Origin of the sequence: Moritella sp. 24, assembly GCF_018219155.1 — a bacterium.
GTDB lineage: Bacteria > Pseudomonadota > Gammaproteobacteria > Enterobacterales > Moritellaceae > Moritella.
In genome coordinates this window covers 2,299,999-2,324,799 of record NZ_CP056123.1, presented here as the reverse complement: position 1 = coordinate 2,324,799, position 24,801 = coordinate 2,299,999, and the positions used below count along the sequence as shown (strand labels likewise).

At 39.3% G+C, this 24,801-nt stretch carries 24 protein-coding genes and 1 other annotated feature; of the genes, 2 read left to right on the top strand and 22 right to left on the bottom strand.

Annotation, left to right across the window (positions count from 1 at the left end):
• Positions 1–97 precede the first annotated feature (97 nt).
• The 6 genes from cydC to HWV00_RS10370 all read right to left on the bottom strand — a co-directional run bounded on the left by cydC (position 98) and on the right by HWV00_RS10370 (position 7,153).
• Entirely contained in the window at positions 98–1,831 is a 1,734-nt protein-coding gene (cydC, locus tag HWV00_RS10395; RefSeq protein ID WP_211680933.1) for a thiol reductant ABC exporter subunit CydC, read from the bottom strand.
• A complete protein-coding gene (cydD, locus tag HWV00_RS10390) occupies positions 1,828–3,579 on the bottom strand; it encodes a thiol reductant ABC exporter subunit CydD (protein ID WP_211680931.1) in 1,752 nt (583 codons plus the stop codon). The genes cydC and cydD overlap by 4 nt, the downstream gene beginning before the upstream one ends.
• Before the next feature lie 95 nt (positions 3,580–3,674).
• Positions 3,675–3,818, bottom strand: a complete 144-nt coding sequence (gene cydX, locus HWV00_RS10385) for a cytochrome bd-I oxidase subunit CydX (protein ID WP_211680929.1) — start codon at positions 3,816–3,818, stop codon at positions 3,675–3,677.
• A 10-nt stretch (positions 3,819–3,828) separates the two neighbouring features.
• The gene (gene cydB / locus HWV00_RS10380) at positions 3,829–4,968 is read right to left on the bottom strand and encodes a cytochrome d ubiquinol oxidase subunit II (RefSeq protein WP_211680927.1); all 1,140 of its coding nucleotides are present in this window, start codon (positions 4,966–4,968) and stop codon (positions 3,829–3,831) included.
• Positions 4,969–4,979: 11 nt separating this feature from the next.
• The gene (locus tag HWV00_RS10375) at positions 4,980–6,569 is read right to left on the bottom strand and encodes a cytochrome ubiquinol oxidase subunit I (protein WP_211686234.1); all 1,590 of its coding nucleotides are present in this window, start codon (positions 6,567–6,569) and stop codon (positions 4,980–4,982) included.
• 20 nt (positions 6,570–6,589) lie between these two features.
• A complete protein-coding gene (locus HWV00_RS10370) occupies positions 6,590–7,153 on the bottom strand; it encodes a GbsR/MarR family transcriptional regulator (protein WP_211686232.1) in 564 nt (187 codons plus the stop codon).
• A 347-nt stretch (positions 7,154–7,500) separates the two neighbouring features.
• Here HWV00_RS10370 and HWV00_RS10365 point away from each other — a divergent pair, with 347 nt between their 5' ends.
• Positions 7,501–8,151, top strand: a complete 651-nt coding sequence (locus HWV00_RS10365) for a lysophospholipid acyltransferase family protein (RefSeq protein WP_211686230.1) — start codon at positions 7,501–7,503, stop codon at positions 8,149–8,151.
• Positions 8,152–8,273: 122 nt separating this feature from the next.
• On the opposite strand, the gene hisIE is transcribed toward HWV00_RS10365, so the two are convergent.
• The 14 genes from hisIE to HWV00_RS10295 form a co-directional block, all read right to left on the bottom strand.
• Positions 8,274–8,888 (bottom strand): bifunctional phosphoribosyl-AMP cyclohydrolase/phosphoribosyl-ATP diphosphatase HisIE, encoded by a 615-nt coding sequence (gene hisIE, locus HWV00_RS10360; RefSeq protein ID WP_211686228.1) that lies wholly within the window; start codon positions 8,886–8,888, stop codon positions 8,274–8,276.
• Positions 8,885–9,658 carry an imidazole glycerol phosphate synthase subunit HisF gene (gene hisF / locus HWV00_RS10355; RefSeq protein WP_211686226.1) on the bottom strand — a complete coding sequence of 258 codons (774 nt, stop codon included), beginning with the start codon at positions 9,656–9,658 and terminating at the stop codon, positions 8,885–8,887. The genes hisIE and hisF overlap by 4 nt, the downstream gene beginning before the upstream one ends.
• A 1-nt stretch (position 9,659) precedes the next feature.
• Entirely contained in the window at positions 9,660–10,268 is a 609-nt protein-coding gene (hisH, locus tag HWV00_RS10350) for an imidazole glycerol phosphate synthase subunit HisH (protein WP_211686224.1), read from the bottom strand.
• Positions 10,268–11,341, bottom strand: a complete 1,074-nt coding sequence (gene hisB / locus HWV00_RS10345; protein WP_211686222.1) for a bifunctional histidinol-phosphatase/imidazoleglycerol-phosphate dehydratase HisB — start codon at positions 11,339–11,341, stop codon at positions 10,268–10,270. Before hisB ends, hisH begins: the two co-directional genes overlap by 1 nt.
• Positions 11,342–11,388: 47 nt before the next feature.
• Entirely contained in the window at positions 11,389–12,456 is a 1,068-nt protein-coding gene (hisC, locus tag HWV00_RS10340; protein ID WP_211686219.1) for a histidinol-phosphate transaminase, read from the bottom strand.
• Positions 12,453–13,748 carry a histidinol dehydrogenase gene (hisD, locus tag HWV00_RS10335; protein WP_211686217.1) on the bottom strand — a complete coding sequence of 432 codons (1,296 nt, stop codon included), beginning with the start codon at positions 13,746–13,748 and terminating at the stop codon, positions 12,453–12,455. Before hisD ends, hisC begins: the two co-directional genes overlap by 4 nt.
• Positions 13,749–13,787: 39 nt before the next feature.
• The gene (hisG, locus tag HWV00_RS10330) at positions 13,788–14,699 is read right to left on the bottom strand and encodes an ATP phosphoribosyltransferase (protein ID WP_211686215.1); all 912 of its coding nucleotides are present in this window, start codon (positions 14,697–14,699) and stop codon (positions 13,788–13,790) included.
• Positions 14,700–14,736: 37 nt separating this feature from the next.
• Positions 14,737–14,854 (bottom strand) — a sequence feature (His leader region).
• Positions 14,855–15,013: 159 nt separating this feature from the next.
• Positions 15,014–16,000 (bottom strand): lipopolysaccharide assembly protein LapB, encoded by a 987-nt coding sequence (locus tag HWV00_RS10325; RefSeq protein WP_255555015.1) that lies wholly within the window; start codon positions 15,998–16,000, stop codon positions 15,014–15,016.
• Positions 16,001–16,016: 16 nt separating this feature from the next.
• Entirely contained in the window at positions 16,017–16,994 is a 978-nt protein-coding gene (locus tag HWV00_RS10320) for a type II secretion system F family protein (RefSeq protein WP_211686211.1), read from the bottom strand.
• Positions 16,995–16,997: 3 nt separating this feature from the next.
• Positions 16,998–17,966, bottom strand: a complete 969-nt coding sequence (locus HWV00_RS10315) for a type II secretion system F family protein (RefSeq protein WP_211686209.1) — start codon at positions 17,964–17,966, stop codon at positions 16,998–17,000.
• Positions 17,967–17,977: 11 nt separating this feature from the next.
• Positions 17,978–19,303, bottom strand: a complete 1,326-nt coding sequence (locus tag HWV00_RS10310) for a CpaF family protein (protein WP_211686207.1) — start codon at positions 19,301–19,303, stop codon at positions 17,978–17,980.
• On the bottom strand, positions 19,303–20,538 hold the full coding sequence (locus HWV00_RS10305) for an AAA family ATPase (protein ID WP_211686205.1): 1,236 nt from the start codon (positions 20,536–20,538) through the stop codon (positions 19,303–19,305). Before HWV00_RS10305 ends, HWV00_RS10310 begins: the two co-directional genes overlap by 1 nt.
• Positions 20,539–20,820: 282 nt before the next feature.
• Entirely contained in the window at positions 20,821–21,069 is a 249-nt protein-coding gene (locus HWV00_RS10300; protein WP_255555014.1) for a hypothetical protein, read from the bottom strand.
• An 8-nt stretch (positions 21,070–21,077) separates the two neighbouring features.
• Positions 21,078–22,367, bottom strand: coding sequence for a type II and III secretion system protein family protein (locus HWV00_RS10295; RefSeq protein WP_255555013.1), 1,290 nt, complete (start codon positions 22,365–22,367; stop codon positions 21,078–21,080).
• Between HWV00_RS10295 and HWV00_RS21480 the strand changes: the two genes are divergently transcribed.
• Complete coding sequence (locus HWV00_RS21480) at positions 22,366–22,551, top strand: hypothetical protein (RefSeq protein ID WP_255555012.1); 186 nt, start codon at positions 22,366–22,368, stop codon at positions 22,549–22,551. The genes HWV00_RS10295 and HWV00_RS21480 overlap by 2 nt on opposite strands.
• Positions 22,552–22,558: 7 nt before the next feature.
• On the opposite strand, the gene cpaB is transcribed toward HWV00_RS21480, so the two are convergent.
• Complete coding sequence (gene cpaB, locus HWV00_RS10290; RefSeq protein WP_211686201.1) at positions 22,559–23,374, bottom strand: Flp pilus assembly protein CpaB; 816 nt, start codon at positions 23,372–23,374, stop codon at positions 22,559–22,561.
• 23 nt (positions 23,375–23,397) lie between these two features.
• The gene (locus HWV00_RS10285) at positions 23,398–24,747 is read right to left on the bottom strand and encodes an AAA family ATPase (protein ID WP_255555011.1); all 1,350 of its coding nucleotides are present in this window, start codon (positions 24,745–24,747) and stop codon (positions 23,398–23,400) included.
• Between the last annotated feature and the right edge of the window lie 54 nt (positions 24,748–24,801).

Sequence of the window (24,801 nt, the reverse complement as noted above, 5' to 3'; positions counted from 1 at the left end):
TAGTAAAAAATGACATATAAAAATGGGTAGCACATATAAATGTACTACCCATTTTTTACAATTGAATTATGCGGTTAATATCTTGAATGTTAACGACTTAGAAATAATTCAGTAATTTACGATAGTAGTCATTCGTTTCCATTAAATTATCATGATCACCTTGGGCAATGATGCGCCCTTCATCCATGACGATGATCTTATCCATTTTTTGTAACATCAATGGCTTATGCGTAATTAAAATTAAACTTTGTTGAGACTCTTCAAGTAGTTGGAATAGATTCGTGATGATTGTTTTTTCACTCTTCCTATCTAGCCCTTTCGTTGGTTCATCTAACGTAATTACTTTCGCATTTCGTAATAATGCTTGTGCCAAACTTAAGCGCTGCTTTTGACCGCCCGATAAACCAGAACCCGTTTCACCTAACCAAGTGCTAAAACCATTTTCCAGTTCATCAATAAAGCTAATTAATCCAACAGTCGTACAAACCTCTCGCATTTGTTCTTCTGTGACGTCTGGATTTGCTAACCGCAGGTTGTCACCAATGGTGGCATGGAACAAATGGCTGTTCTGACTCATCAACGTGATGTGTTCACGTAATGACTCTGTATTTAGCGCATTTAGATCAAGATTGTTGATTGTAATCGCTGGTACTGAGCTGACGTTTGAAATAGGCCAAAATCCCATTAACAGATTCACTAATGTTGTCTTTCCTGCGCCACTAGCACCAATAATCGCGACTTTCTCTCCCGGTTCGACCGTAAGGTTGATGTCGTGTAATACATTTTGCGAACCATCTGGATAAGCGAAATTTAAGTTATTGAATTTAATAGGGCCGGTTGTAACCATATGTTCACCACCCACATCAGGAATTGGCTTGTCTATGATTTCAAATAATCTTGCGGCGCTGTCATGTACTTTTGGTAATATTTGACAGGCGAGTGGCATATTTACTACTGTTTCAAAGCAAACTAAGATAAGTAACGCAGAGCTGGCTACAAATTCAGCTTGTAACTCGCCGGTTTGAACCAGAGGAACAAGTATGTAAAAGCTCGCAAACACAGTAACATTAATGGTTAAAAAGGTGAGGGCAGTTGCTAAGGCATGTATGCGATGCAAATGTAACTCAGCTTGATGGTAACCCTCTGATAAACGATTGACGGATTGTTGATATTTTTGCGCGATTTGGTAAACAAGTAATTCACGCATTGACGACATACCATCAACTAATTCAATTTTGAGTTCACTCGACAGGCGGGCTTGTTGCTGCGCACGCTGCTTACTTAAAAACAAAATAAAAATAGGCAGAACAAAACCGACAATAATGAGCGCCGCCACAATGACGAGTGAAAGCTGTAATGAAATAAAGCTAACAGCCCAGCCAACAATTGGAATACTACAAACTGCGAGTAATACAGGTAGTAATACTCTGAGATAAAAGTTATCAAGTTCGTCAATATCTTGCTGTAATCGCGCTAAGATATCCGCAGATTTAAAGTTAACACGATAGTAAGGTAATAATGGCTCTAGTCGTGTATAGAAATAGTAACGTAATGCCGCAAGCGTATTGAATGTTGCTTTATGCGTTAATAAGCGCTCAGCGTATCTACCTGCTGTACGTACAATCGCGAGGAATCGGATGATTGCAGCTGGCGTGAAATAATTTGCTGTAACACCTGCAAGTCCAGCCATTGCCATAATTGTAATAAACCAACCTGAAATAGCTAATAAGCCAATGTTTGCTAGTACAGTTATGATCGAGAGAAATGTACCGAGTAGCATCAAAGGTAACTGTGGCTTAAGCAGTTTTATTAATCGAATGAGTGGGATCATGCGTTAACCTCCTTATCAATATTTATGGTGTCGGCATAACTGCCATTCAGCGCTAATAACTCCCCATGTGTACCTTGTTCAACAATTTGACCTTGTTCTAATACAATAATTTGTTTTGCATCGATGACCGTATGTAGGCGATGAGCAATCACGATGACTAAATGATCTTTGGCGTATTCGGCGATCGCATCACTGACAATTTGTTCGGTATCTTTGTCTAGGTGACTGCTTGGTTCGTCAAGAATCAACACATCTGGTTGGTGATAGAAAGCGCGAGCAAGTGCAAGACGTTGTGATTGACCACCTGAAATACCGACACCGCCTTCTCCAACGTGTGTCTTTAAACCTTCTTTAAGTTGAGATACAAAATCCGATAATCCAACACTGGTTAATACTTGCTGTATTTTGTCTTGATCGTAATCTTCTGTTAATGCGATATTAAAACCAAGGCTGCCATAGAATACGTGTCCTTGCTGTGCAATCCAGCCACAGTTACTTAACCATGAATCACGTTCTGCCGGAGTATGTTTAAGACCATTAATTGTCATATCACCAGTATCGGGGGTGACAAAACCGAGTAGGGTGTCAATCAATGTTGATTTACCTGCACCACTTTCACCGATCAGGGCGTAAAGTCCATGATCTGACAGTGTAAGGTTAATATTATCGAGGGTATTTTTTCGACCAGGGTAAGTAAAGTTCACATTACTCAGTTCAATATTAAAAGGTGCGTTGAACTGGGTATCTTGTTGATCTGTTTTAATGGGTGTATGCAATATTTCTATCATGTCTTGGGCTGCGGTAACACCAGCCATTTTTGCGTGATATTGTGTGCCTAATTGTCTAAAGGGCAAATAGAATTCGGGTGCAAGCAGTAATACCCAAAGTGCTAATAGATAATCAACGCCCCCATAGTAAAGTCTAAACCCTAAAATCACCGCCACAAGTGCAATGGCGATAGAGGCTAAAAACTCCAACATAAATGAAGATAGAAAAGCCACTTTAAGGATGTTCATGGTTTGATTACCATAATCTTCACTGATGGTTTTCACTGCGGCCATCTCTTGGCGTGACGCATTGAATATTTTTAGTTGTGTTAGACCTTGAATAATATCAAGAAAATGGCTACTCATTCGTAACAGCTTGGTCCAATGTTTCTGGTTTAAGTCATGGGCTTTATGGCCAATGATGATCATAAACATAGGCACCATAGGCGCAGTTAACATCAGTACTAAACCGGAGCGCCAATCCATCGGGAATACGGCGAATAGGATTGCACTCGGGATCACTGAGCAATAAGCGACAATAGGTAGGTATCCTGAAAAGTAATCTTCTAGTGAATCAACGCCTTGATGAAGTAAATGGGCTATTTTGGCACTGCCAATAGTATTCGTTTTTGCTGGACCCATTGCAAATAAGTGTTGCAATAATTGTTGTCTAATTGACACTTTGATCAGCATGGCTGCATGTCGACTGTATCGTTCACTGATGTAACCAAGTACAGTACGAAAAATAATGATGGCACCTAAGCCAAATAAGAGCGGGGTTATTTCTGCTAGTGCTTTGTTTGAGAATATGATTTCGTTGATGATGCCAGCCAATACGGCCATTTGAACTATCATCAATATGCCATTTAAGGAGCCCAATGCGATGGCTTTACTCAATCGACCTTGAGCGTGTGTTCGTTGGCTTTTAAGCCATGTTAAACGTTCTTTTTGTGTGTAATCGGTCTTAACTGATTCTGTCATTTGATCGCCTGAAATTGGAGGAGTATTTAATGAATAAACCCTGAAATTGGAGGTTATAGAAACAGACGCCCATCCTTGGGCGCAGAGCTTAGTCCTTATTTTTTATTGTTTTGGTTATCTTGATCATCTTGATCTTTTGCCACGTTATCCGTGTGCTGTTCCATTTCGTACCACATTACATTAATGATACCGAGTGAAACTGCCAGCAAAACACCTAGAATCCAACTGAAATACCACATGGTTTACTCCTTAATAAGATGAATGATTGTTATTTTCAATTTCTGAGCGTGTTACCGTTCTCCACATCTTGCTATAACACCAAATGGTGTAACAAAGAATAAGAGGCAAGAACACGGCAACAACCATCAACATTAGGTTTAACGTGCCTTCACTTGATACCGTATCCCATAGCGTTAGGCTGTGGTTAGGCACACTGCTTGATGGCATAACAAATGGGAACATAGATACACCCATAGTTAAAATTACGCCAGCAATTGACAATGCACTTGCAGTAAACGCGAAACCACCTGGCTTAAAGCGTGCAAGCAGACCAGCAATAATCGCCATAACAATACCCGTAGCAGGTAATAACCAAAGTACTGGCATGCTGTTAAAGTTATTTAACCAAGCACCAGTTTCTGTCGTTACAATTTTTGTTGTTGGCTGTGCAAGTGCCATTGGGTCAATTGTGCTTTGAATGATAAAGCCATCAATTGACGTTGCGATCATAAGACCTGCAAGGCTAAAGCTAACAACGAGTACCGCTGCAAATATTTGCGCTGCTTTTGCTGAACGCGCAGCAACATCTTCATCAGTACGCATTGATAACCAAGTCGCACCATGCATTAGCACCATAGATACGCTCACTACACCGCTCAATAATGCAAACGGGTTGAATAATGCAAAGAATGAACCTGTATATGTTACACGCATGAACTCATCAAAGCTAAATGGAACACCTTGAAGTAGGTTACCAAACGCAACACCAAATACTAATGTTGGTACCATGCTGCCAACAAATAAGGCTTTATCCCAGTTGTAGCGCCATTTTGGTGAATCAATCTTACTACGGTAATCAAAACCAAGTGGACGTAAGAACAAGCAGAACAGCGTTAGCATCATGGCAAAGTAGAAACCACTAAATGCTGTAGCGTAAACCATAGGCCAAGCAGCAAATAAAGATGCACCTGCTGTGATCAACCAAACTTGGTTACCGTCCCAGTGCGCTGCAATCGTATTGATTACAACTCGGCGCTCAGTATCATCTTTAGCAACGAATGGCAGTAAACCACCAACGCCCATATCCATCCCATCGGTAACTGCAAAACCGATAAGCAATATTCCGATGATTAACCACCAGATAAGTTTTAAGCTTTCATAATCAAACATAATCTAAGCCCTTAGTATTTGTCTTGACGTAATTGTGGTGATGCTTGCTGTTCTTCTTGCTCAAAATGGTAGCGACCAGTATGGAGCGAGCTTGGACCAATTTTCGCAAACTTAACCATTAACCACATTTCGATACAGAATAAGATGGCATAAACAACAATGAATGCGATCATAGTAAACAGTACAGAGCTTGCTTCTAGGCTAGATGTCGCCATAAATGTCGGTAAGATTTCACTAATAGCCCAAGGTTGACGACCAACTTCTGCTACAAACCAGCCAGTTTCGATTGCAATCCAAGGTAGAGGTAGGGCGAATAAAATTGCTTTTAATAACCAACGCTTTTGTTCAATTTGACGACGCGCATTAAAGTAGAAGGCTAAGATAAATAAGCCAAACATCACAATACCGCTACCAACCATGATTCGGAATGCCCAGAACATAGGTGCTACAGGTGGAATTGAATCTTCAACAGCCATCTGGATCTGTTCTTCAGTGGCATCAATAACATTATCGGTATAGCGTTTTAATAGTAAACCATAGCCTAAGTCATCTTTATATTCGTTGAAACTAGCAATGTTTTCAGGGGTTTCTTCACCACCACGTAGTTTCTGTAAGTAGTCATAAGCGATCATACCTTCACGAATACGTGCTTCATGTTCTTTCTTAAGATCACTAATACCAGTTACTTGACCGTCTAACGAACGAGTCGCGATAAGACCAAGTGCATAAGGGATTTTGATTGCATAATCAGTTTCCATAGTTTCTTCATTTGGTAAACCAACTAAAGTAAACGCTGCTGGAGCAGGCTCGGTATGGAACTCAGCTTCAATTGCGGCAAGTTTAACACGCTGTACTTCACCTACTTCATAACCAGATTCATCACCCAGTAATAAAACAGAACAGATAGCAGCAACACCAAAACCTGATGCAACAGAGAATGAACGTTTAGCAAATGCAACATCACGACCTTTTAGTAGGTAGTAACTACTGATACTCATTACAAACATCGCACCAGCAACATAACCTGCGGCTACTGTATGAATGAATTTAACTTGTGCAACAGGGTTGAAAACGAGTTCAGCAAAGCTCACCATTTCCATACGCATTGTTGCATAGTTAAATTCACTACCGACAGGATTTTGCATCCAGCCGTTTGCTACTAAGATCCACATTGCAGATAAGTTAGTACCAAGTGCCATTAAGAAAGTTGCGGCTAAATGCTGTCGCTTACTTAATCTATCCCAACCGAGTAAGAACATACCAACGAAGGTTGATTCGAGGAAGAATGCCATCAAACCTTCAATCGCGAGTGGTGCACCGAAAACATCACCAACATAATGAGAGTAATATGACCAGTTGGTCCCGAACTCAAATTCCATGGTTAAACCTGTTGCAACACCAATCGCGAAGTTAATCGCAAAGAGCTTACCCCAGAATTTAGTCATATCACGGTAGATAATACGTCCTGTCATCACGTATACCGCTTCCATGATAAACAGGATCCAAGTCATACCGATTGTTAATGGTACAAATAGGAAGTGAAATAGAGCTGTGATGGCGAATTGCCAGCGGGATAGCTCAACTAAGGTTTCATTAATCATTTTTAGAATACTCCTCTAGATTAATTTGAATCAGAATTTTTTTTATTAGGAAATAGTTGATCTTTAACAGACAACATTTTGGAAACGCCAGCGCCTAGCTTCATTAATTTACTCAGCTGCTCTGGATTAAGACGTTGTAACTCTGCAGCCCATTCAGTCACCATTTCAAGTAGGTCATGAATTTCTTGCATTTTACTTTGTGCATACTCGTCACTTGCATCAGTCGGTTTTTCTAGCAATGAAGTACGTAGTAAGGAAAGCGTGGGATCAATTTCGCGCTTGCGACGTTCTTTGAATACAGTATTAGCCATATCCCAGATACTACCAATTGCGCTGTAGTATTCTTTACGATCACCTGGAATGTGACTTACTTGAATTAGTTGCCATGATTGTAGTTCTTTAATGCCCATACTGACATTGCCGCGCGAGATATTTAAGCCACTCGCAAGGTCGTTTGCGCAGACAGGTTCTTCTGTGATTACAAGAAGCGCGTACATTTGACCTACTGTACGATTGAAGCCCCATCGACTGCCCATTTCACCGAAGTGATAAACAAATGATTGGTTTTGTGCTGAGATATTCACATGCCACCTTACGAACTTTCAGAAATTTCTGAAAGTTTAAATCAATGATTGTAATTGATCAAGGTCAAATTAGAATGAATTACCTTGTGAAGTGTAAAGATTCGTTGATATATATCAAAACGCTATAAAGCATGTTTGATTTGTCAAAGGGTTGTTATAAAAACCATTTAATGACACCCTGTAGCGGTGCTCGTGGCGATTGTGATTAAGGTTAACTCAATTAAACAATAAAGCATTTTAAATTAAGTTAATTTACATAAGGTTAAAAGTTATATGTTTGATTGAAAAACGAACATATATTATGTGTATCAATCGCCTGTTTAAAAATTATGCGTAAAGGATTAATAATGACAGTTGAAAAAGAGACTGCGACATCAGGAATTGGTGAGCATGGTAATAAAGTACACAGTAAAGATAGCTCTCAAAATGAATTTTTTAGTGCTTGCGCGAACAAGATTTTAGATTGGACGGGTTGGTATTGTGAGCCTATTCCACATAAATACAGTAAAGCTGTTATCGCTTATGCACCACATACATCGAATTGGGATTTCCCATTATTAATTGGCGCTCGTTTTGCCAATAAAGTGAATGTGCAATGGGCTGGTAAATCTGAAATGTTCCGCTGGCCATTTAAAAGTGCCTTAACGTTTTTAGGTGGAGTACCGATTGAGCGCTCTAAATCGACGAATATGGTTCAGACAGTCGTAAACATTTTTAATAGCCAAGAGCGTTTTCTTTATGCAATGTCGCCAGAAGGCACAAGAAAGTATCAAGATTTTTGGCGTTCAGGTTTTTACTATATTGCATTAGAAGCCAACGTGCCAATTATCTTATACCGCTTGGATTATAAAAATAAGCGAGTCACCATTGGTGATGTGATTACAGTAACGGGCGATATTGAAAAAGATTTAGCTGCAATTGATATGGTGTTTAAAAATGTTGAGCCGAAATTTAAAGAGAAATATTGTTTAGCGAAGTTTAAAAATCCGATGAAATAGGGCCATTTGGTTAGCTTTTTACGGGGTTACTAAAAACACTGTGTTTATATACAGTTAAAACTCAGGGTCCATATAATCCTGAGTTTTAACTTGTTTAAGTCTGGTTTAGCTTTATTTAAACGCTATTTGTGACGATTTTCTAAGCACTGTACAACCACTGTCAGTGGTACATCTTCTTTTTGTAATAGAACAAGCAAGTGATAAAGCAGATCAGAGCTTTCATTTACTAACTCATCACGATCTTTAGCCACAGCAGCTAATGCGACTTCTACACCTTCTTCACCCACTTTTTGAGCGCAGCGTTTTGTACCACGCGCAAACAAGCTGGCTGTGTAACTTTCTTCTGGGTCGGCTGTTTTACGTTCTTCTAATACTTTATCTAGTTTTGCAATAAACGTTAGTGCTGGTTTGTTGTCAGTAACAAAGCAGCTCTCGGTTCCAAGGTGGCAAGTTGGACCACATGGTTTAGCAGTGATAAGTAATGAATCATTGTCACAGTCTTTTGTGATTTCTTGAACGAGTAGGTAGTTCTCTGAAGATTCACCTTTGGTCCATAGACGCTGTTTAGTTCGGCTAAAGAAAGTCACTTTACCGATTTCTAATGTTGTTTTTAATGCTTCTTCATTCATGTAACCTAGCATCAGTACTTCACCTGATACTGAATCTTGAATAATCGCTGGCATTAAACCATCTACTTTTTCCCAATCAAGTTGGTTAATTTGTTCGTTTGTTATCATTGTCTGATCTCCACATCTTGATCTCGTAGATATTCTTTTAATTCACCAATATTGATGACTTGTTTGTGAAATACGCTTGCGGCTAATGCGCCATCAACATCTGCATCTTTAAATACACTATTGAAATGAACCATTTCGCCAGCACCGCCTGATGCGATTAATGGGATATTGCAGATTTTGCGTGCTTTCGATAGTTGTACCGTATCATAACCGCCACGAACGCCATCTTGGTTCATGACGTTTAATACGATTTCACCAGCGCCACGTTTTTGAACTTCTTTAATCCATTCAAACGTTGTCCACTTAGTTACTTGTGTACGGGTTTCGTCACCAGTAAATTGATACACTTTGTATTCTTGCGTATCTTCGTCAAAGTAACTGTCGATACCGATCACAATACATTGCACGCCAAATTTTTCTGCTAGGCGGTTAATTAAACTCGGGTCTGCCAGTGCAGGGGAGTTAATTGATACCTTGTCAGCACCAAACTCTAAAATTCGGGCTGCGTCTTCTTCACTTTTAATGCCACCAGCGACACAGAAAGGAATATCGATTACTTCAGCAACACGACTTACCCAGCTTTTATCGACAACACGCTCGTCAGCACTGGCGGTAATATCATAAAAGACTAATTCGTCAGCGCCTTCTTCAGCGTAACGTTTTGCTAATGGTACGATGTCACCAATCAATTCATGATTGCGGAACTTAACCCCTTTGACTACCTTTCCATCTTTTACATCTAAACAAGGTATTATGCGTTTTGCTAACATATTACATCTCCAGGAAATTCTTGATTAATTGCGCACCCACTTTACTTGAACGTTCTGGGTGGAATTGTACGCCGTAGAAATTATCTCTATTCACCGCAGCGGTAAATGCTTTACCGTGGATACATGTTGCAATCGTGTCATCGCCAACAGCGATGGCATAACTATGTACAAAGTAGAAATAACTGCCACTTGGAATATCCTTGAATAACGGATGATCTTGTTGCGGTTCTATTTGGTTCCAACCCATGTGGGGTAAACGAACACCTTCACTTGGCATCGGATCAATACTGCCACTAATGAGGCCAAGCGTCGCGACATTTCCTTCAGCAGAAAACTCGGCAAGCAACTGCATACCAAGGCAAATACCTAATACAGGTTGAGTCAGGCTTTTCACTAATGTAATCAGCTCTCTATCAGCCAAGTTCTTCATTGCTTCTTGTGCAGTACCAACACCAGGTAAGAATAATTTTGACGCATTGCGTAGTACATCGGGTTCGCGGCTGACTGTAACTGCGTACCCTAGGCGTTCAATGGCAAATCTTACTGATGATAGATTGGCACAGCCGGTATCAATAATGACAACATTGGTTTTATCTTGACCTTGATCCATTAAAGCACTCCTTTTGAGCTTGGTAGCATGTCACCTTCAACTTTAATGCATTGACGTAGTGTACGACCAAAGCTTTTAAATAAGCTTTCAACTAAGTGGTGCGTGTTTTTACCTTCAGCTTTCAGGTGCAGTGTTGCAGCCATACCGTCACTTAGTGAACGGAAAAAGTGTGGCACCATTTCTGTTGCGAATTCGCCAATGTGATCACGGGGAAAATCAGCATTAAATTGCAGGTAAGCACGGCCAGATAGATCCAGTGAGCATGACGCTTCACATTCATCCATTGGTAATACAAAACCAAAACGACCAATACCGCGTTTATCACCCAGCGCTTGATTAATAGCATTGCCTAATGCAAGGGCGGTGTCTTCAACAGTGTGGTGATCATCAATGTGTAAATCACCAGCAACGCTAAGATTTAATCTAAACCCACCGTGTGTCGCAATCTGATCAAGCATGTGATCAAAGAATCCCATACCTGTATCAATGCTGCTGCCACCTTGGCTATCGAGATCGATATCAACTTTAATGTCAGTTTCTTTTGTTGTACGAGTAACGCTAGCGATACGGTTACCTTTGGCCAAAATTTTCTCTTCAATCATTGGCCAGTTTAAATCAGTACGGTTATAAAAGATCCCTTCAATACCCATATTTTCGGCAAGTTGAATGTCAGTAATGCGATCACCAATCACATACGAGTTAGCAAAATCAATGCGGCCTGACTGTAGGTATTCTTTTACCATACCTAAGTGTGGTTTACGGCAACTGCAGTTGTCTTCGGTAAAGTGAGGGCAAAGTAACACTGATTCAAACTTGACGCCTTGAGAAGCAAATAGCTCCATCATTGCGTTTTGTGGAATATCAAAGTCACTTTGTGGGTAGCTGTCAGTACCGAGTCCGTCTTGATTAGAAACAATGACCAGTGTAAAACCCGCATTTTGTAGCTTCAGTAATGCTGGAATCACTAATGGTTCAAATTTCAATTTTTCTAAACTGTCGACTTGTTTATCGCTAATCGGTTCATCAATTAATGTACCATCACGATCAATAAATAAGAATTTTTCCTTGCTCACATCGGGCTCCTGCTTGTTTATTTTTATTCTTTTATGGTGTCTATCACTTAAGAAAGTACAGACTTTAACGCGTTTAATGTGATGTTCATTTCAGTCGCGTTGCCTAAGGTGATTCGAATACAGTTTTCTAATCTTTCTTTCGAACTAAAGTCTCTTAATACAATACCTTGTTCGCCTAATAAGCTAAACACTTTTTGGCTATCATTAAATTGTGCTAGCACATAGTTACCGGTTGCTGGGAATACTTTTTCTACGCCCTGTAACTGATTTAGTTCATCTATAAAGGCGCTACGCATGCCATTCAGTTGTGTTACGCGCCCTTGCATTACGGCAATACCGGCTTCAGTAAGTGCCTGACTTGCAATTTGTGCGACTGGATCGGGCACTGGATATGGCGCAATCACTTTAGATAATAAGCCTATAACTGTTTCACTTGCCAGTGCAAAGCCACAGCGTAATGATGCCAATGCAAATGCTTTTGATAAGGTTCTTAAAATAACGAAATTATCAAAGTCTTGTAATAATGAGACTTGTGATGCTTCTGGACAAAACTCGATATAGGCTTCATCGCATACGATGATCGCTTTATCTTTGGCTGCAATTAATAAATCAGTTAACTTATCGGTATCGATTAAATTACCAGTCGGGTTATTCGGAGCGCATAAGAACACAAGTTTAACTGTGTCTAACCTTGCTTTTATCGCATCAAAGTCAGGGTCAAAATTGGCATCTAATGCTTGTTTAATCGTATTCACACCACATGTTTCAGCACTGATTTCGTACATACCATAAGTGGGTGGGTTAATCAGAATACTATCAACGCCCGGCTCGCAGAAAGTTCGAATGAGTAATTCTATTGCTTCATCTGCACCGCGCGTTGTGATCACTTGTTCTGGTTTTACGCCAGCATAGTTAGCGTAACCATTAATGACCGCTTCTGGTTGGAATTCTGGGTAGCGATTTAAGCGACTGCAATCTAATGAATAGTGCCCAGAGTCAGGCGCTTCATTAGCATTAAGCCAAACATCACCAGTACCGCCAATCCTACGCGCTGATTGATAGGGGGTGAGCTCTTGTACGCTCTTTCTTGCTAGCTGTGTGAGTTTGTTGCTCATAGAGTTTCTCCCAAACGATCGGTTCTGATTGTGACTGCACGTTTGTGCGCGTCGAGTCCTTCTGCATCAGCCAGACAAGTGACCGTCTTCGCCAAGCTCTTGAGACCATCTTGGGTTAACTCCTGAACAGTAAAGCGTTTTGTAAAATCAGCAAGTCCTAAACTTGAGTAAGTTTTAGTATAACCATACGTTGGTAATACATGATTGGTCCCGCTTGCATAGTCGCCCACAGACTCAGGTGACCAAGCACCTAAGAAAATTGAGCCAGCATGCTTTAATTTTGGCAGTAAACTGCGCGCATTGTTAGTTTGAACAATTAAGTGTTCTGGCGCATAGTGATTACTGATTTCAATTGAAGTATCAATATCGTCAGTAACAATAATTAAACTGGATGCTATTGACTGCACTGCTATTTCTTGGCGAGATAAACAGGCTAGTTGTTGCTCAACTTGATCTGATACTTCTGCTGCTAGCTTACTTGATGAAACAACTAAGATAGACTGTGAATCAGGACCATGTTCTGCTTGAGAGAGCAAGTCTGCTGCAATAAAGCTGGCATCCGCTTCTGCATCGGCAATAACGAGTACTTCAGATGGCCCAGCAGGCATATCAATTGCTGCGCCTTTAATATCCATACTTACTTGGCGTTTTGCTTCGGTAACAAATGCGTTACCCGGGCCAAAGATCTTATCAACTTTCGCAATAGACTCTGAACCATAAGCAAGTGCTGCGATGGCTTGCGCGCCACCAAGTGTATAAATTTCTGTTACGCCACATAAGTTCGCGGCAAAGAATATCTCATCTGCAATCGGAGGCGGTGTCGTTAATACGATACGGCCACAATTAGTAATGTTAGCGGGTGTTGCAAGCATAAGTACAGTTGATGGAAGCGGGGCACTGCCGCCTGGGATATACAAACCAACAGCATCAATCGCAACAGTGTGCATTTCACAAACGACACCTGGCATTGTTTCTACGCGAACAGTATCTTGTACCTGTGCTTGATGGAAACAATGAATGTGTTGCTGTGCTTGTTTGATTGCTTGTTTCGTATCACTGTCTACGCGTGAACAAGCTGCTTCAATTTCCGCTGCTGTAACACGTAAACAATCTGTTTCCACTTTATCAAACTTTGCTGTCAGTGCTTTTAATGCGTTGTCGCCTTCATTTCTCACTTGCGCAATAATATCGGTAACAATGTCACCTATTTTTGCTGAGTTTGATATTGCAGGGCGCATTAATAATGCTGATTGTTCTACCTGACTTAGTTGATCCCATACTACTGTTTTCATGCTTGATCCTCCCTTAACATTGCTGATGCATGTTTGCTACTAACCTAGCATTTTCTCAATTGGTAATACTAAAATTGAACTTGCGCCTAACTGTTTTAGTTGTTCCATTGTTTCCCAGAACATTTTTTCAGTACTTACTAGGTGTACAGCCACGGTATCGTCTGTTGATGCAAGTGGTAATACTGTTGGGTTCTCTGCACCCGGCAGTAACGCGATAACAGCATCAAGTTGCGACTTAGGCGCGTGTAGCATGATGTATTTACTTTCTTTTGCTTGCATCACACCTTGAGCACGAACCATCAAGCGATCAACGAGTGCTTGCTTCTCTTCAGATAAAGCGGCTTTAGCTTGGATTAATACAGCTTTTGAGTGGAAGATATCTTGTACTTCTTTCAGGCCGTTTGCTTCTAGTGTTGCGCCTGTTGATACAAGATCACAGATTGCATCAGCAATACCTGCGCGTGGTGCAACTTCAACAGAACCATTAAGCATCACTGATTTGAAGTTTACGCCTTGCTCGTCTAAATAACGTTTGAGCAGTTCTGGGTATGATGTTGCAATACGTAGACCTTCTAGTGAGTGAGGGCCTTGGTAATCAAACTCTTCTGTTGCAGCGATAGATAAGCGGCAACCACCGAATGTCATGCGTTTAAGCAGTTTGTATTCAGCTGCTTCTCCCAGACGTTGGCGTTCTAATTCTTTTTCTTCTAATTCATTTTCACCAATGAAACCAAGGTCAGCAACACCGTCCATGATTAAACCGGGGATATCGTCATCACGTACACGAAGCAGGTCGATTGGCATATTTTCACAGTGCGCGATTAAACGTTGTTCACGCATGTTGATTTTAAGACCCATTGCTTTAAGCAGGTTTTGAGATTCAGTGCTAAGACGGCCTGATTTTTGAATTGCGATTCTTAGTCTTGGTTGGTCATTTTTAATCTCTAACATAGTCATCCTTTAACCTTGTCAAAATAATTGTCTATAAACGAAAAAACCCCCGAAAGTTCAATCTTCCGAGGGTTTTCTTATAAGTTCCGGAAGCTTGCATGCATACGCCTCCAGTTAACAGCCTGAAAGCTAATCAAATATGATGATGGTGATGCACGTTTACTTTCAGGTTGTTATTCATATGATTTATCCAGTTAGTATATTGTTACTAATAAGTGTGGTTGAGTTCACAATAGCAATCTAGGATAAAATTGCAATGCTTTTTAACTGTTTTTCTATAAATTATTCTTAATAACGATTATTTCACCGTAAAGCTATTGTTTTAGCTTGTTATCAGAAGAAACCATGTTGATGTTTTGGCTTAACTCTAGTTTCACATTTTCTAAATTGACATTGGCTTTTACAAAATAGCGGGGAGAGAGGTCGATTGCTTGCTCTAAAAAGTATTCGGCTTCGCTATATCGTCCGTCTAGCATGAGAAAATAACCGATGTCATTGTAAGCATGTTCAATTGGCATGACTTGTTTTAAGGTTTGCAATGCTTTGGTATACATCCCTTTGCGTGTATAAACTAAACCAAGGTTTAACCATGCTCGTCTAAACTCAGGATCGATGTCAATCGCTTTCCTGTAGTTAACTTCCGCCTCTACTAAATTACCAGAAAGGTAATTGGAGTAACCGATGTTCGTGTAAACGTATGGGTCTTGTTCTGCTAAAGGCTGGACAAGATTTAGTGTTTCAATTGCTTTGGCGTGGTGACCCTCTAGATCTTGTATGACTGAAAACGCAATGTAGGCCGATAAAGGTGACATTGTATCTAATGACGTAAATACATAGTCGTCATTGATGTTATTCCCTAAGCGTAATTGGTCTGTTGTAATTGCTTTAGTGAGTAAATCAGTGGCTTGTTTTTTAAGTTTTTTTTCTAAATATAATATACCAAGCTGGGTTTGTGCTAAGACATGATTGGGTTCATATTGCAGTAGATGCTTAAAGGCTGTTAAAGCAAGTTCTGAGTGGCCTTGTTTTATTTCGAGTACGCCAATATTATAGAATATTTGTGTATTTGATAATTTATTTTTTTCCTCTGTGCTATCGTCATATTCCTGCTCTAGCGCTTTCACATAAAAAACAATAGCCTTATCAAACTTTTGATTTTGTTCAGCTTTATATGCATTGTCTAATAGTGTCGCCCGTGATTCTGGAGGGATATCAGCCAGTGATGGAAGCTCTGCTTGTCCATTCGTCGTTGTGCTACAGCCTGATAATAAAACGACAGTTATCAAAATCCATTTAATCATATTGTTGACCTTATATTTAGAACGCATCGCCCCAAACCTTCATCACATTAATTACAGCGGGACCAATTGCAACAATAAAGAAAGAAGGCCAGATACAACACATCATAGGGAATATCATTTTAACCCCCAACTTAGCGGCTTGCTCTTCTGCACGTTGTAAACGCTTCTCTCTGTATTCATCAGAATATAATCTGATTGTTGCAGCGACCCCGGTGCCTAATCTTAAGCTTTGTACAATCACGGAGTTAAGTCCTCTGATATCCTCAAGCCCAGTTCTATCGCTAAACTCTTGAAGGGCTTGCTGTAATGATAGTCCATATCGCACTTTGCTACAGACTAACCCGAGCTCATAAGCAAGATTAGGATGAGAAAGTTGTAACTCTTTACTGACTCTTTGGAATGATTCTAATAACCCAAGTCCTGCTTCACTGCAAACAACAAGTAAATCGAGCGCGTCAGGAAAGTGTTTGCGTAAATCGTTCATGCGATGTTCTGCAATTTTTGACAAAATAATGCCGGGTAACAGGTAAGCAATACCGACAATGAGCAGAATGATATAAAGCTCCACAGTATTTGAAAATGTCGACGTTTGTTTTACTATGAAGGTTGCAGCGGCTGCGCTAATTAATAACGATAATAATTTAATTGCGTTATATATTTTTAATGCGTCTTGAGAATGAAAACCGGCATGAATGAGTAAGAGTTTAGCCGAAGAATCTCCTTGGTAGCGTTTATTTAGAAGTGGTATAGATCTTATTTTTCCTATTGTGTGTTCAAGTGACGTTTCATATTCTTTCGTTAAATTTTTTGTTTGTATTGGTTTTTTAGATAATTTATTGACTTGCGCTTTTACTGGTGAATAAAGACCTGAAAATAAGTAGGATAGAGCGACTGCTAAGGTAATACCTGCAAGCGCTGCGACTAAATATATACCCCATGTCATCATATCTGGGTTTGTCATTATATCGGACAATATGGCTTTGATTTGTTCCATGCTCTAGACCTCTATTTTGACGAGTTGACTGATCCACCATATGCCTAACAGCATGCCTATTGCTCCCCACTTTAAGAGGTTTAATCCTTCTGGCGTACTAATTAACATATCAGTGTAATTTGGTGAGGAAATATATAAGATGGCAAACAAAATAAAGGGGGTGAGTGTTAGAACCCAGCCAGATAGTCGACCTTCTGCAGATAATGTTTTCACGCGTCTTTTGAACGCGAATCGTTGACGAATAATTTTGGACAGTTTGTCTACATTCTCAGCTAAATTACCGCCTGTTTCTTTTTGTATTGATACGGCACTGCAAAATGCCATTGCGGAAGTTGTTGGCACTCGTTTGACAAAAGACAGCAGAGCTGTATGAACATCATTACCATAGTTTATCCGGTTAAACATGATTTTAAATTCATCCGAGAGTTCTCCGTCCATCTCTTCAAAAACGAGTTTGATTGAATCACTAAATGCATAACCTGCTTGTAATCCACGCTTTAACACATCAAGTGCTTCTGGAAATTGTTGCTCAATATTTTCCATACGTTTGTTTATATTGCGGTTTACGACCATATGCATAATAAGCAGTGTAATAGCTGTCGCAAAGAGTGTGATAACAATATCAACGCTCACAAACCATGATGCTGTGGCGACCATCAAGCAAGATGCGGACGTGATTAATAAGTACTGATAACCGAATAAGTTTGATCCTGATAATTCCATCTTGTAGCTATAGTTATAAATCCAAGGTTGAGATTCGAACCACTGCCAAAAGGGGTGTAGAGATTCGATTTTTTTATTGAGCAAAATCTCTGTGGCAATGTCATTACTTTCGTCTGCAAGTGAGGCTAAGTGCTTTCTAATATTTTTGGCACTTGCTCTTTGTGGATTATATACAGAGATGAAAAGACCTTGAAATAATAAAACAACCGCCCCAAATACAAGTAGTAGAAATAAGAATTGATTGCTCATATTTACCTCACTTAAAAGCTATGATTTAACATATCAGATGTGAATATGTTGTGTGATATGTCTATACCTTTGGCTTTGAAGTCTCGAACAAAAGTGGGCACTACACCTGTAGCAATAAATTTACCTTGGATTAATCCATCGGCTGTTTTACCTTCACGTTTAAATGTGAATATTTCTGACATGGTGATCATTTCGCCTTCCATACCAGTAACTTCTTGAATACTTGTCACACGGCGTTTTCCATCTTCTTGCCGTTGTAATTGGATAACAATGTCAATAGCTGACGATATTTGTGTTCTAATATTCTGTACTGGCATATCAAATCCAGCCATGCACACCATATTTTCCAATCTTCCTAAGCCATCACGAGGCGTGTTTGCATGTAAGGTGGTCATTGACCCTTCATGGCCTGTATTCATCGCTGCTAACATGTCAACAGCTTCACCACCACGAACCTCACCAATCACGATGCGATCGGGGCGCATACGCAAACAGTTTTTCACTAGATCTCTTTGGGTGACTTCTCCTGAACCTTCGATATTAGATGGTCTGGTCTCTAACCTTACAGTATGTGGTTGTTGTAGCTGTAATTCTGCGGAATCTTCTATTGTAATAATACGTTCATTATCGGGAATGAATCCGGATAAAATATTGAGCAGCGTTGTTTTGCCGCTGCCTGTACCACCAGAAATTAATATATTGAGTTTACCTTCTACCGTTGCTCTAATTAAATCGGCCATACTTTGACTGATGGAATTGAAATCGATCAATTGTTCGACTTGAAGCTTGTCTACTGTAAATCGACGAATGGATAAGGCTGGACCATCTAATGCGAGCGGTGGAATGATGGCATTGATACGGCTACCGTCTTTAAGTCTTGCATCTACCATAGGCGAGGATTCATCGATTCTTCGTCCGACACCAGATACAATACGATCAATGATGCTTAATAAATGTTTGTCGTCATGAAATTGAACCGCTACTTGCTCTAACTTGCCATTACGTTCAACAAAGATACGATCGTAACTGTTAACCAAAATATCGGCAATGCTCGGATCTTCGAGTAGTGTTTCGAGTGGACCTAAACCAAGGATCTCGTCTGTAATTAATTTGATTAAAATTTTTCTAACATTTAAGTTAATCGGTCTGTTTTGTTTGTTTAATAGATGGTAACAAGACTCTTCAATTTTTTCTTTCGCGACGTCTTCGGGTAATGTTTCTAGTACAGATAAATCAAGTTGTGTTAATAATTTTCCAAAGATATCCTGTTTTGTTTCCATATCAAGGCTCGTTAGCATCGAGAAGGGATCATTCTTTTGATTGCTGACATATTCCATTATTTTCTCCTGAATATTTTGGTAAAGAGCGACGGTTTTATATCTGGGATATCAAGAGGAAATATTTCTCTGATTATATGTGAAATTTCATCTTGTATTATTTTATGATTTGCCACTTTCAATATCGGAGAGCCTGAATTGATACCTGCATTAGCGAGTTCATAATTATTACTCACAATAAATATGCTCTCGACATCGAGAACATTTTTGATGTCTTTGATTGAAATGTTATTACCTTTATGGGAATGACGGTTCACGATGATATGTAACTTTTCGGCTGGAATGCCGACATTAGTTGTAAGTTGTTGTATCAATACCTTTGCTTCGCGTAGACTGATAATATTTTGCTGAACAACTACGATGACTTTATCTGATAAACTGATTAATGAGTTTGAATGGGTTTCAAGCCCTCGTGATAAATCGATTAAAACTAAGTCGTGATTTAATTTTACTTTCCAAATCAGTTGGGGAAGCCGCTCTAATAAATGTGGATTGGCATTAAGCAAGGTATAAGGTTTGCTGGCCAGAAAACTCAGGTTGTTACGCTTCAGCATCATCGATCTTATAGCTGTGTTGTCCAGTTGGTCTAAATCTTCTAACGCATCTGTAATAAAATAGTTAGGTTCAAAATTAAACGTATCTGTCAGAGTGCCATAGTTGAGATCCGCATCGAGAATAGCAATTTCTTCAGTTGTTAAATTTGCACTTATTTCTCCCAGACAACTGGTGATAAAACTCGCCCCTGAACCTGATTTACCGTTAATAATAGTAAATACGGGCGCTATTTTACTCGAATTAATTAAATCATTCGCAGCCGTTAGTAAGGATAAATATAACTCTTTTTCTATGTCGGCAATAGAAATAATATCTTTGACGTTGTGATGTATTGCAAGCCTAATCAGTTCACTTTTAATATTATCCCCTAGTAGTAAAAAGTGTTTTTCTTGTTTAGAGAATTTTTCGATTGTGTGTTTAGCTGTGTCAATATTGTCATCGAGTACTAATAACACTAAACTAAAGTTACTTAAACTACTTGGTAATAGCGTGCAATACTCCACTTGTATATTTGAAATAGTAGCGAAGTAAGCTGTTAATCCCTGTTCAATGCTATTGTTATTGCAAATGATGAGTACATTTAAAGGATAGGGAAGTATCATGGGTTGTGATACCACATCACAACATGTCGTTGATGCGCTATCAAATCCAAGAATATTATTTGAACTTGAGTCGTTCATATCTGATTCCTTTTAAAATATTCACAATAAATTTTTAACTGGATTACATTGAGTATACTTGTTACGCCGAGACTTTCTTTTGGTAATGTCGTTGAAAATGTAAGCGGGTTAATGTTAAGAATAGTCTCGGAATTAATAATTGATGTTGATAATTAATAATATTTTCTCTCACATAACGAATCCAGTTATATTCCGTCGCTGCTAAACAGTTAATACCAAGATACAGAATCTCTGGATCCACTTTATTACTGGACTCTATTGAAGATGAACCTGCAATAATACTTATTCCATTTTCTCAACGTTACGTGCAGATTTTGCATCGTAGGCACTTTGTTTATAGTTTCGTATGATACTTTCACCGTAATTACCATCTAGCTCATTTATGATGCCGTCATTTGTTTCTGGAGCATGTGGATCCAGTATTTGAATTTCTTTAATGTGCAACGTCGATGAAGCTAAGTGATAATCTGGTGCTTGGTTACAAGCAAAAAGCATAGGTAACACAAATACTATTAAGTTAATGTTTTTCATGTTATTTCCTAGTTTATAGTATGACCATATTGTTGTTCTGTACCGCCCGTTGTTGGCGTGATTGTAGAAGATGAGTGTTCTATTTCGTTCGGAGACGTGTTTATTGATGAACTGTCTTTTTCAGTCATTTTTCCAAGTAAATAGAATTCCATATCAGATACTGGCACAAAACCATCGGTAGGTAACGGGATGCCTTTTTTATTAAAAGGTCTGACTAATCGAGGGGTGACCATAATCACTAATTCGGTTTGCCCACTAATATATTCGTGGCTGCTAAATAACTGACCTAGTACTGGAATATCACCTAATCCGGGAACTCTTGATACAGAGTCTCGAAGATTGTCGCTGAGTAATCCCCCAATCGCGATTGATTGACCATCTGCAAGTTCAATCGTCGTTTCTGCTGAGCGCTTAACTAAAGAGGGAACGACAATCGAAGAGGTTGATCCTATTGGTGACACACCAACGCTGTTGATGTTACTTACTTCACTGACCAATACTTTCAAGCTTAGATTTATTTTACCTGAGTCAAGTATGGTGGGTACAAAACTTACACCGACACCAAAATCCCTGTACTCAATTGTTGTACCATCATCACTCGGTACAGGCACGGGAAACTCCCCACCTGATAGAAACTCAGCTTTTTGACCGCTTAACGCCGTGATGTTGGGTTCTGCTAGAATTTTGGCTAAACCATTACTGCGAGCAATATCTAGCGTAAAGTTAAAAAGTACATCACTTGTTAAATAACTGGCAAATATACCCGAGTCGATAGATGGGAATATACTTGAATTACCGGCAATGGCACCTGCGGTGAAGTCGCTTCCCGTAAATGCTAATAGCGTATTAGCATCTAAATTACGTGCGACCTCTGTGCTCACTTCAGCAACAGTAACTTCTAGCATGACTTGCTGACCTCCGCCAATTGAGATCATGTTAAGTACTACACTTTTTGTTTTACCTACTGTTGCTGCGGTTGCGTAACCCTCTGCTAATTGAATGGCTGTATTCATTTTAGCGAGAGAGGATGACTGCCCGCTAACAAGTAGCTGACCCTGTGATGTCTCAACCCCTATATCTTCGTTGGGTAAGTATTGGTGTAATCGTTTTCTTAAACTGTTTAAATCATGCGTCACTTCTAAGTTAAATACATCGACTAAGCTATCGTCTTTATCCCAAACCATCATGTTAGTTGTACCTAATTTTTTTCCCACAATGTAAAGCTCTCGACTACGAAGTATTAATATGTCTGCAATTGAAGGATTACCTACGGATACACGATGAATAGGTTGTTTCATGTTTAAATTCTTAGATTTGAAAATAGGTATTTTTATACTATCGTCATCTAATGCGGTAGGACCTCCTGCCAAAGATATGTTTGTTGTTAAACAGAATATTGTCATTATTGAAAGTAATTTTAAACGCTTAAAAGAGACGTTTAAAAAATGGAAAAATAGCATCATGTTAATCACCTATCTATAGCTTGCCATTAGATCTTAAGTTGTACTGATTCTAGAGTCGTGCCTCGAATTATTTCGACTTTACGATTGTTATTTTGTCTAGTATGAGACGTCGGTTTACGTATACTTTTTTTTGTATTTTGAGCGTTATGGCTGATGGGTTTGTTAATAATGTCAGGGACCGTTGTGTTCGGTAAAGCGTAATTATCAATAGGGTTACGTAGGGCAAGTTGTAAACTACCTTTACTCTTTGCTGTTAATAGCGCTTCTGCTTGCTTTAAATTAACTTCAACAGTGACAGCTCTTACAAGTTGTGGTGTATTTTCATTTTGGGCCGCACGTTGATCAATGGCGAGTATTTTAATGTTAGCGAGGACCACTTCCGTTGTAACTTTATTTTTATGCTGTGATGTATTTAGTATATCAACCCTGTTCCCTGGTAGTAGGAAGCCAGCTACACCAACTACATCGTTCACTCGAATGGTAATCGCACGCATATTTTCAGATATTAAGCTCGCGAGTGTGCTCCCTTCACCTTTAATGAATAACCGTTCTTTTCGTATAATATCACCAGCATATATAGGCTCTTTAGCTATTTTTCCGTAAGCATCCTCTAGATTCTGTATTGTCGTTTCTACAGATAGGGATGTTGGTAATACTTTTAATACCACATGTTTAGCATCGACTTCAGTGCCAGTTGGTATGTTCATCGTTGCAATTGCAACATATACCTGATTTTCAGCTGCCTCAGGTTTGTTTATTTCTAACCAGTTACGTGCGATTAGAATGGCACCAATACCAAACATGATTGATAGCATGATTGATAGTACTGTTTTTTTATTCATTGTATACCTACCTATCTGATAGATTAATGGTGTTGACTAACAAAGTAATGCTTCCAAGCGATGTCTATTAATCCGTTATTTACGTTATTATTAAGCTGATTAAATTTTATTTGATCACTGATAATACTTAACAAGTCTCGTGGGAAGCAGGGTAGAAATGGTTTTTTTGTTTGATGGTGATAGGTATTAATTAAGTATTCGAATGTATCTATCGTACAACTTAGGTTGAAGTCGTCGCAGACGTTAAACCAGAGTTTTTGATAGCTGTTTAATTCAAGGGGGTTAAATTCTATTTTATAACCAAGTCGACGTAAAAACGCTTCGTCAACTAAATCTGCCGGATCTAAATTTGTAGAGAAGAGTAATATAAGCTCGAATGGCATTTCAAAATGGACGCCATTAGGTAGAAACAAGAAGTCTCTACGTTCCTCTAAAGGAATAATCCAGCGATTAAATAATTGCACCGGCGTTATTTTTTGTCTACCAAGATCATCCAGTAGTAAAATACCATTATTTGCTTTTAACTGTAGGGGTGCCTTGTATGTTCTGCTGACGGGATCGAAATTAATTTCTAACATTGATTCTGTGAGCTCTCCGCCTGTCACAATTAAAGGGCGCTGACATAAGTGCCAACGTGGATCATGTCCCAACTCTAAGCGAAATAAGGAGTTAGCGGGATCTTCATCTTTGTTTTCGGCTACAAGTATATGTACTTGAGGGTCATAGACTTGAATAATATGATTATTGATCTCAATAGCTGATGGGATTAATACATCATCATTAAATAGCTTATTCAGGTTTCTACAGAGGTAACTCTTTCCGACACCAGGTTGACCATATATTAAAATTGGCTTTGTTGAATTGAGTGCGGGCCCTATCGCATTCGTTAGGGCTTCAGAAAACATCAGGCTTTGAAAGGTTTCCTGCATACGCTGCTTGGTTATCTGCGTATTTCTACTCGTCTGTTGAATGACAATATTAACGTATTGCGTTAGCGGAACAGGCGCTGGGCCAATATAACCACTGTGAGCAAACGCCAATTCTGCTTCTTCAGAGCCAGTTCCAGATAATGCATACCGCATTTGACCATTCTTGGCACTTTGCCTATTCTCTATCCAAGCAGAGTCTTTTGCCGAATTGATGAGTAATTGAATAATGCCGCCGCTTAAAGCTAATGTTACTGATAGCTCTCTTATTGTGGCCACATTTAAAACCTGGATGTGTTTTATTAATAATTGAATGAGCAATTGTTCTGATAGCCCTGTCTCTGTAATAGTGGTAGGACGTTTAGCTAACTGTTCAGGGGGAATAGAAGGTGCGTTATCTAAAGTTATCGGTGTTGTGTCGTCATTATCCATTGATATGGCAGTCATAATAATGCCTATATGATTTATACAAAGATGATAAGCGTTTTATGTAAACGATAT

Bases quoted from the DNA above. Each gene is read 5' to 3' on its own strand.
- cydC (WP_211680933.1), bottom strand. From the start codon at position 1,831: ATGATCCCACTCATTCGATTAATAAAACTGCTTAAGCCACAGTTACCT.
- cydD (WP_211680931.1), bottom strand. From the start codon at position 3,579: ATGACAGAATCAGTTAAGACCGATTACACACAAAAAGAACGTTTAACA.
- cydX (WP_211680929.1), bottom strand. From the start codon at position 3,818: ATGTGGTATTTCAGTTGGATTCTAGGTGTTTTGCTGGCAGTTTCACTC.
- cydB (WP_211680927.1), bottom strand. From the start codon at position 4,968: ATGTTTGATTATGAAAGCTTAAAACTTATCTGGTGGTTAATCATCGGA.
- HWV00_RS10375 (WP_211686234.1), bottom strand. From the start codon at position 6,569: ATGATTAATGAAACCTTAGTTGAGCTATCCCGCTGGCAATTCGCCATC.
- HWV00_RS10365 (WP_211686230.1), top strand. From the start codon at position 7,501: ATGACAGTTGAAAAAGAGACTGCGACATCAGGAATTGGTGAGCATGGT.
- hisIE (WP_211686228.1), bottom strand. From the start codon at position 8,888: ATGATAACAAACGAACAAATTAACCAACTTGATTGGGAAAAAGTAGAT.
- hisF (WP_211686226.1), bottom strand. From the start codon at position 9,658: ATGTTAGCAAAACGCATAATACCTTGTTTAGATGTAAAAGATGGAAAG.
- hisH (WP_211686224.1), bottom strand. From the start codon at position 10,268: ATGGATCAAGGTCAAGATAAAACCAATGTTGTCATTATTGATACCGGC.
- hisC (WP_211686219.1), bottom strand. From the start codon at position 12,456: ATGAGCAACAAACTCACACAGCTAGCAAGAAAGAGCGTACAAGAGCTC.
- hisD (WP_211686217.1), bottom strand. From the start codon at position 13,748: ATGAAAACAGTAGTATGGGATCAACTAAGTCAGGTAGAACAATCAGCA.
- hisG (WP_211686215.1), bottom strand. From the start codon at position 14,699: ATGTTAGAGATTAAAAATGACCAACCAAGACTAAGAATCGCAATTCAA.
- HWV00_RS10325 (WP_255555015.1), bottom strand. From the start codon at position 16,000: ATGATTAAATGGATTTTGATAACTGTCGTTTTATTATCAGGCTGTAGC.
- HWV00_RS10320 (WP_211686211.1), bottom strand. From the start codon at position 16,994: ATGGAACAAATCAAAGCCATATTGTCCGATATAATGACAAACCCAGAT.
- HWV00_RS10315 (WP_211686209.1), bottom strand. From the start codon at position 17,966: ATGAGCAATCAATTCTTATTTCTACTACTTGTATTTGGGGCGGTTGTT.
- HWV00_RS10310 (WP_211686207.1), bottom strand. From the start codon at position 19,303: ATGGAATATGTCAGCAATCAAAAGAATGATCCCTTCTCGATGCTAACG.
- HWV00_RS10305 (WP_211686205.1), bottom strand. From the start codon at position 20,538: ATGAACGACTCAAGTTCAAATAATATTCTTGGATTTGATAGCGCATCA.
- HWV00_RS10300 (WP_255555014.1), bottom strand. From the start codon at position 21,069: ATGAAAAACATTAACTTAATAGTATTTGTGTTACCTATGCTTTTTGCT.
- HWV00_RS21480 (WP_255555012.1), top strand. From the start codon at position 22,366: ATGTTTAAATTCTTAGATTTGAAAATAGGTATTTTTATACTATCGTCA.
- HWV00_RS10295 (WP_255555013.1), bottom strand. From the start codon at position 22,367: ATGAAACAACCTATTCATCGTGTATCCGTAGGTAATCCTTCAATTGCA.
- cpaB (WP_211686201.1), bottom strand. From the start codon at position 23,374: ATGAATAAAAAAACAGTACTATCAATCATGCTATCAATCATGTTTGGT.
- HWV00_RS10285 (WP_255555011.1), bottom strand. From the start codon at position 24,747: ATGACTGCCATATCAATGGATAATGACGACACAACACCGATAACTTTA.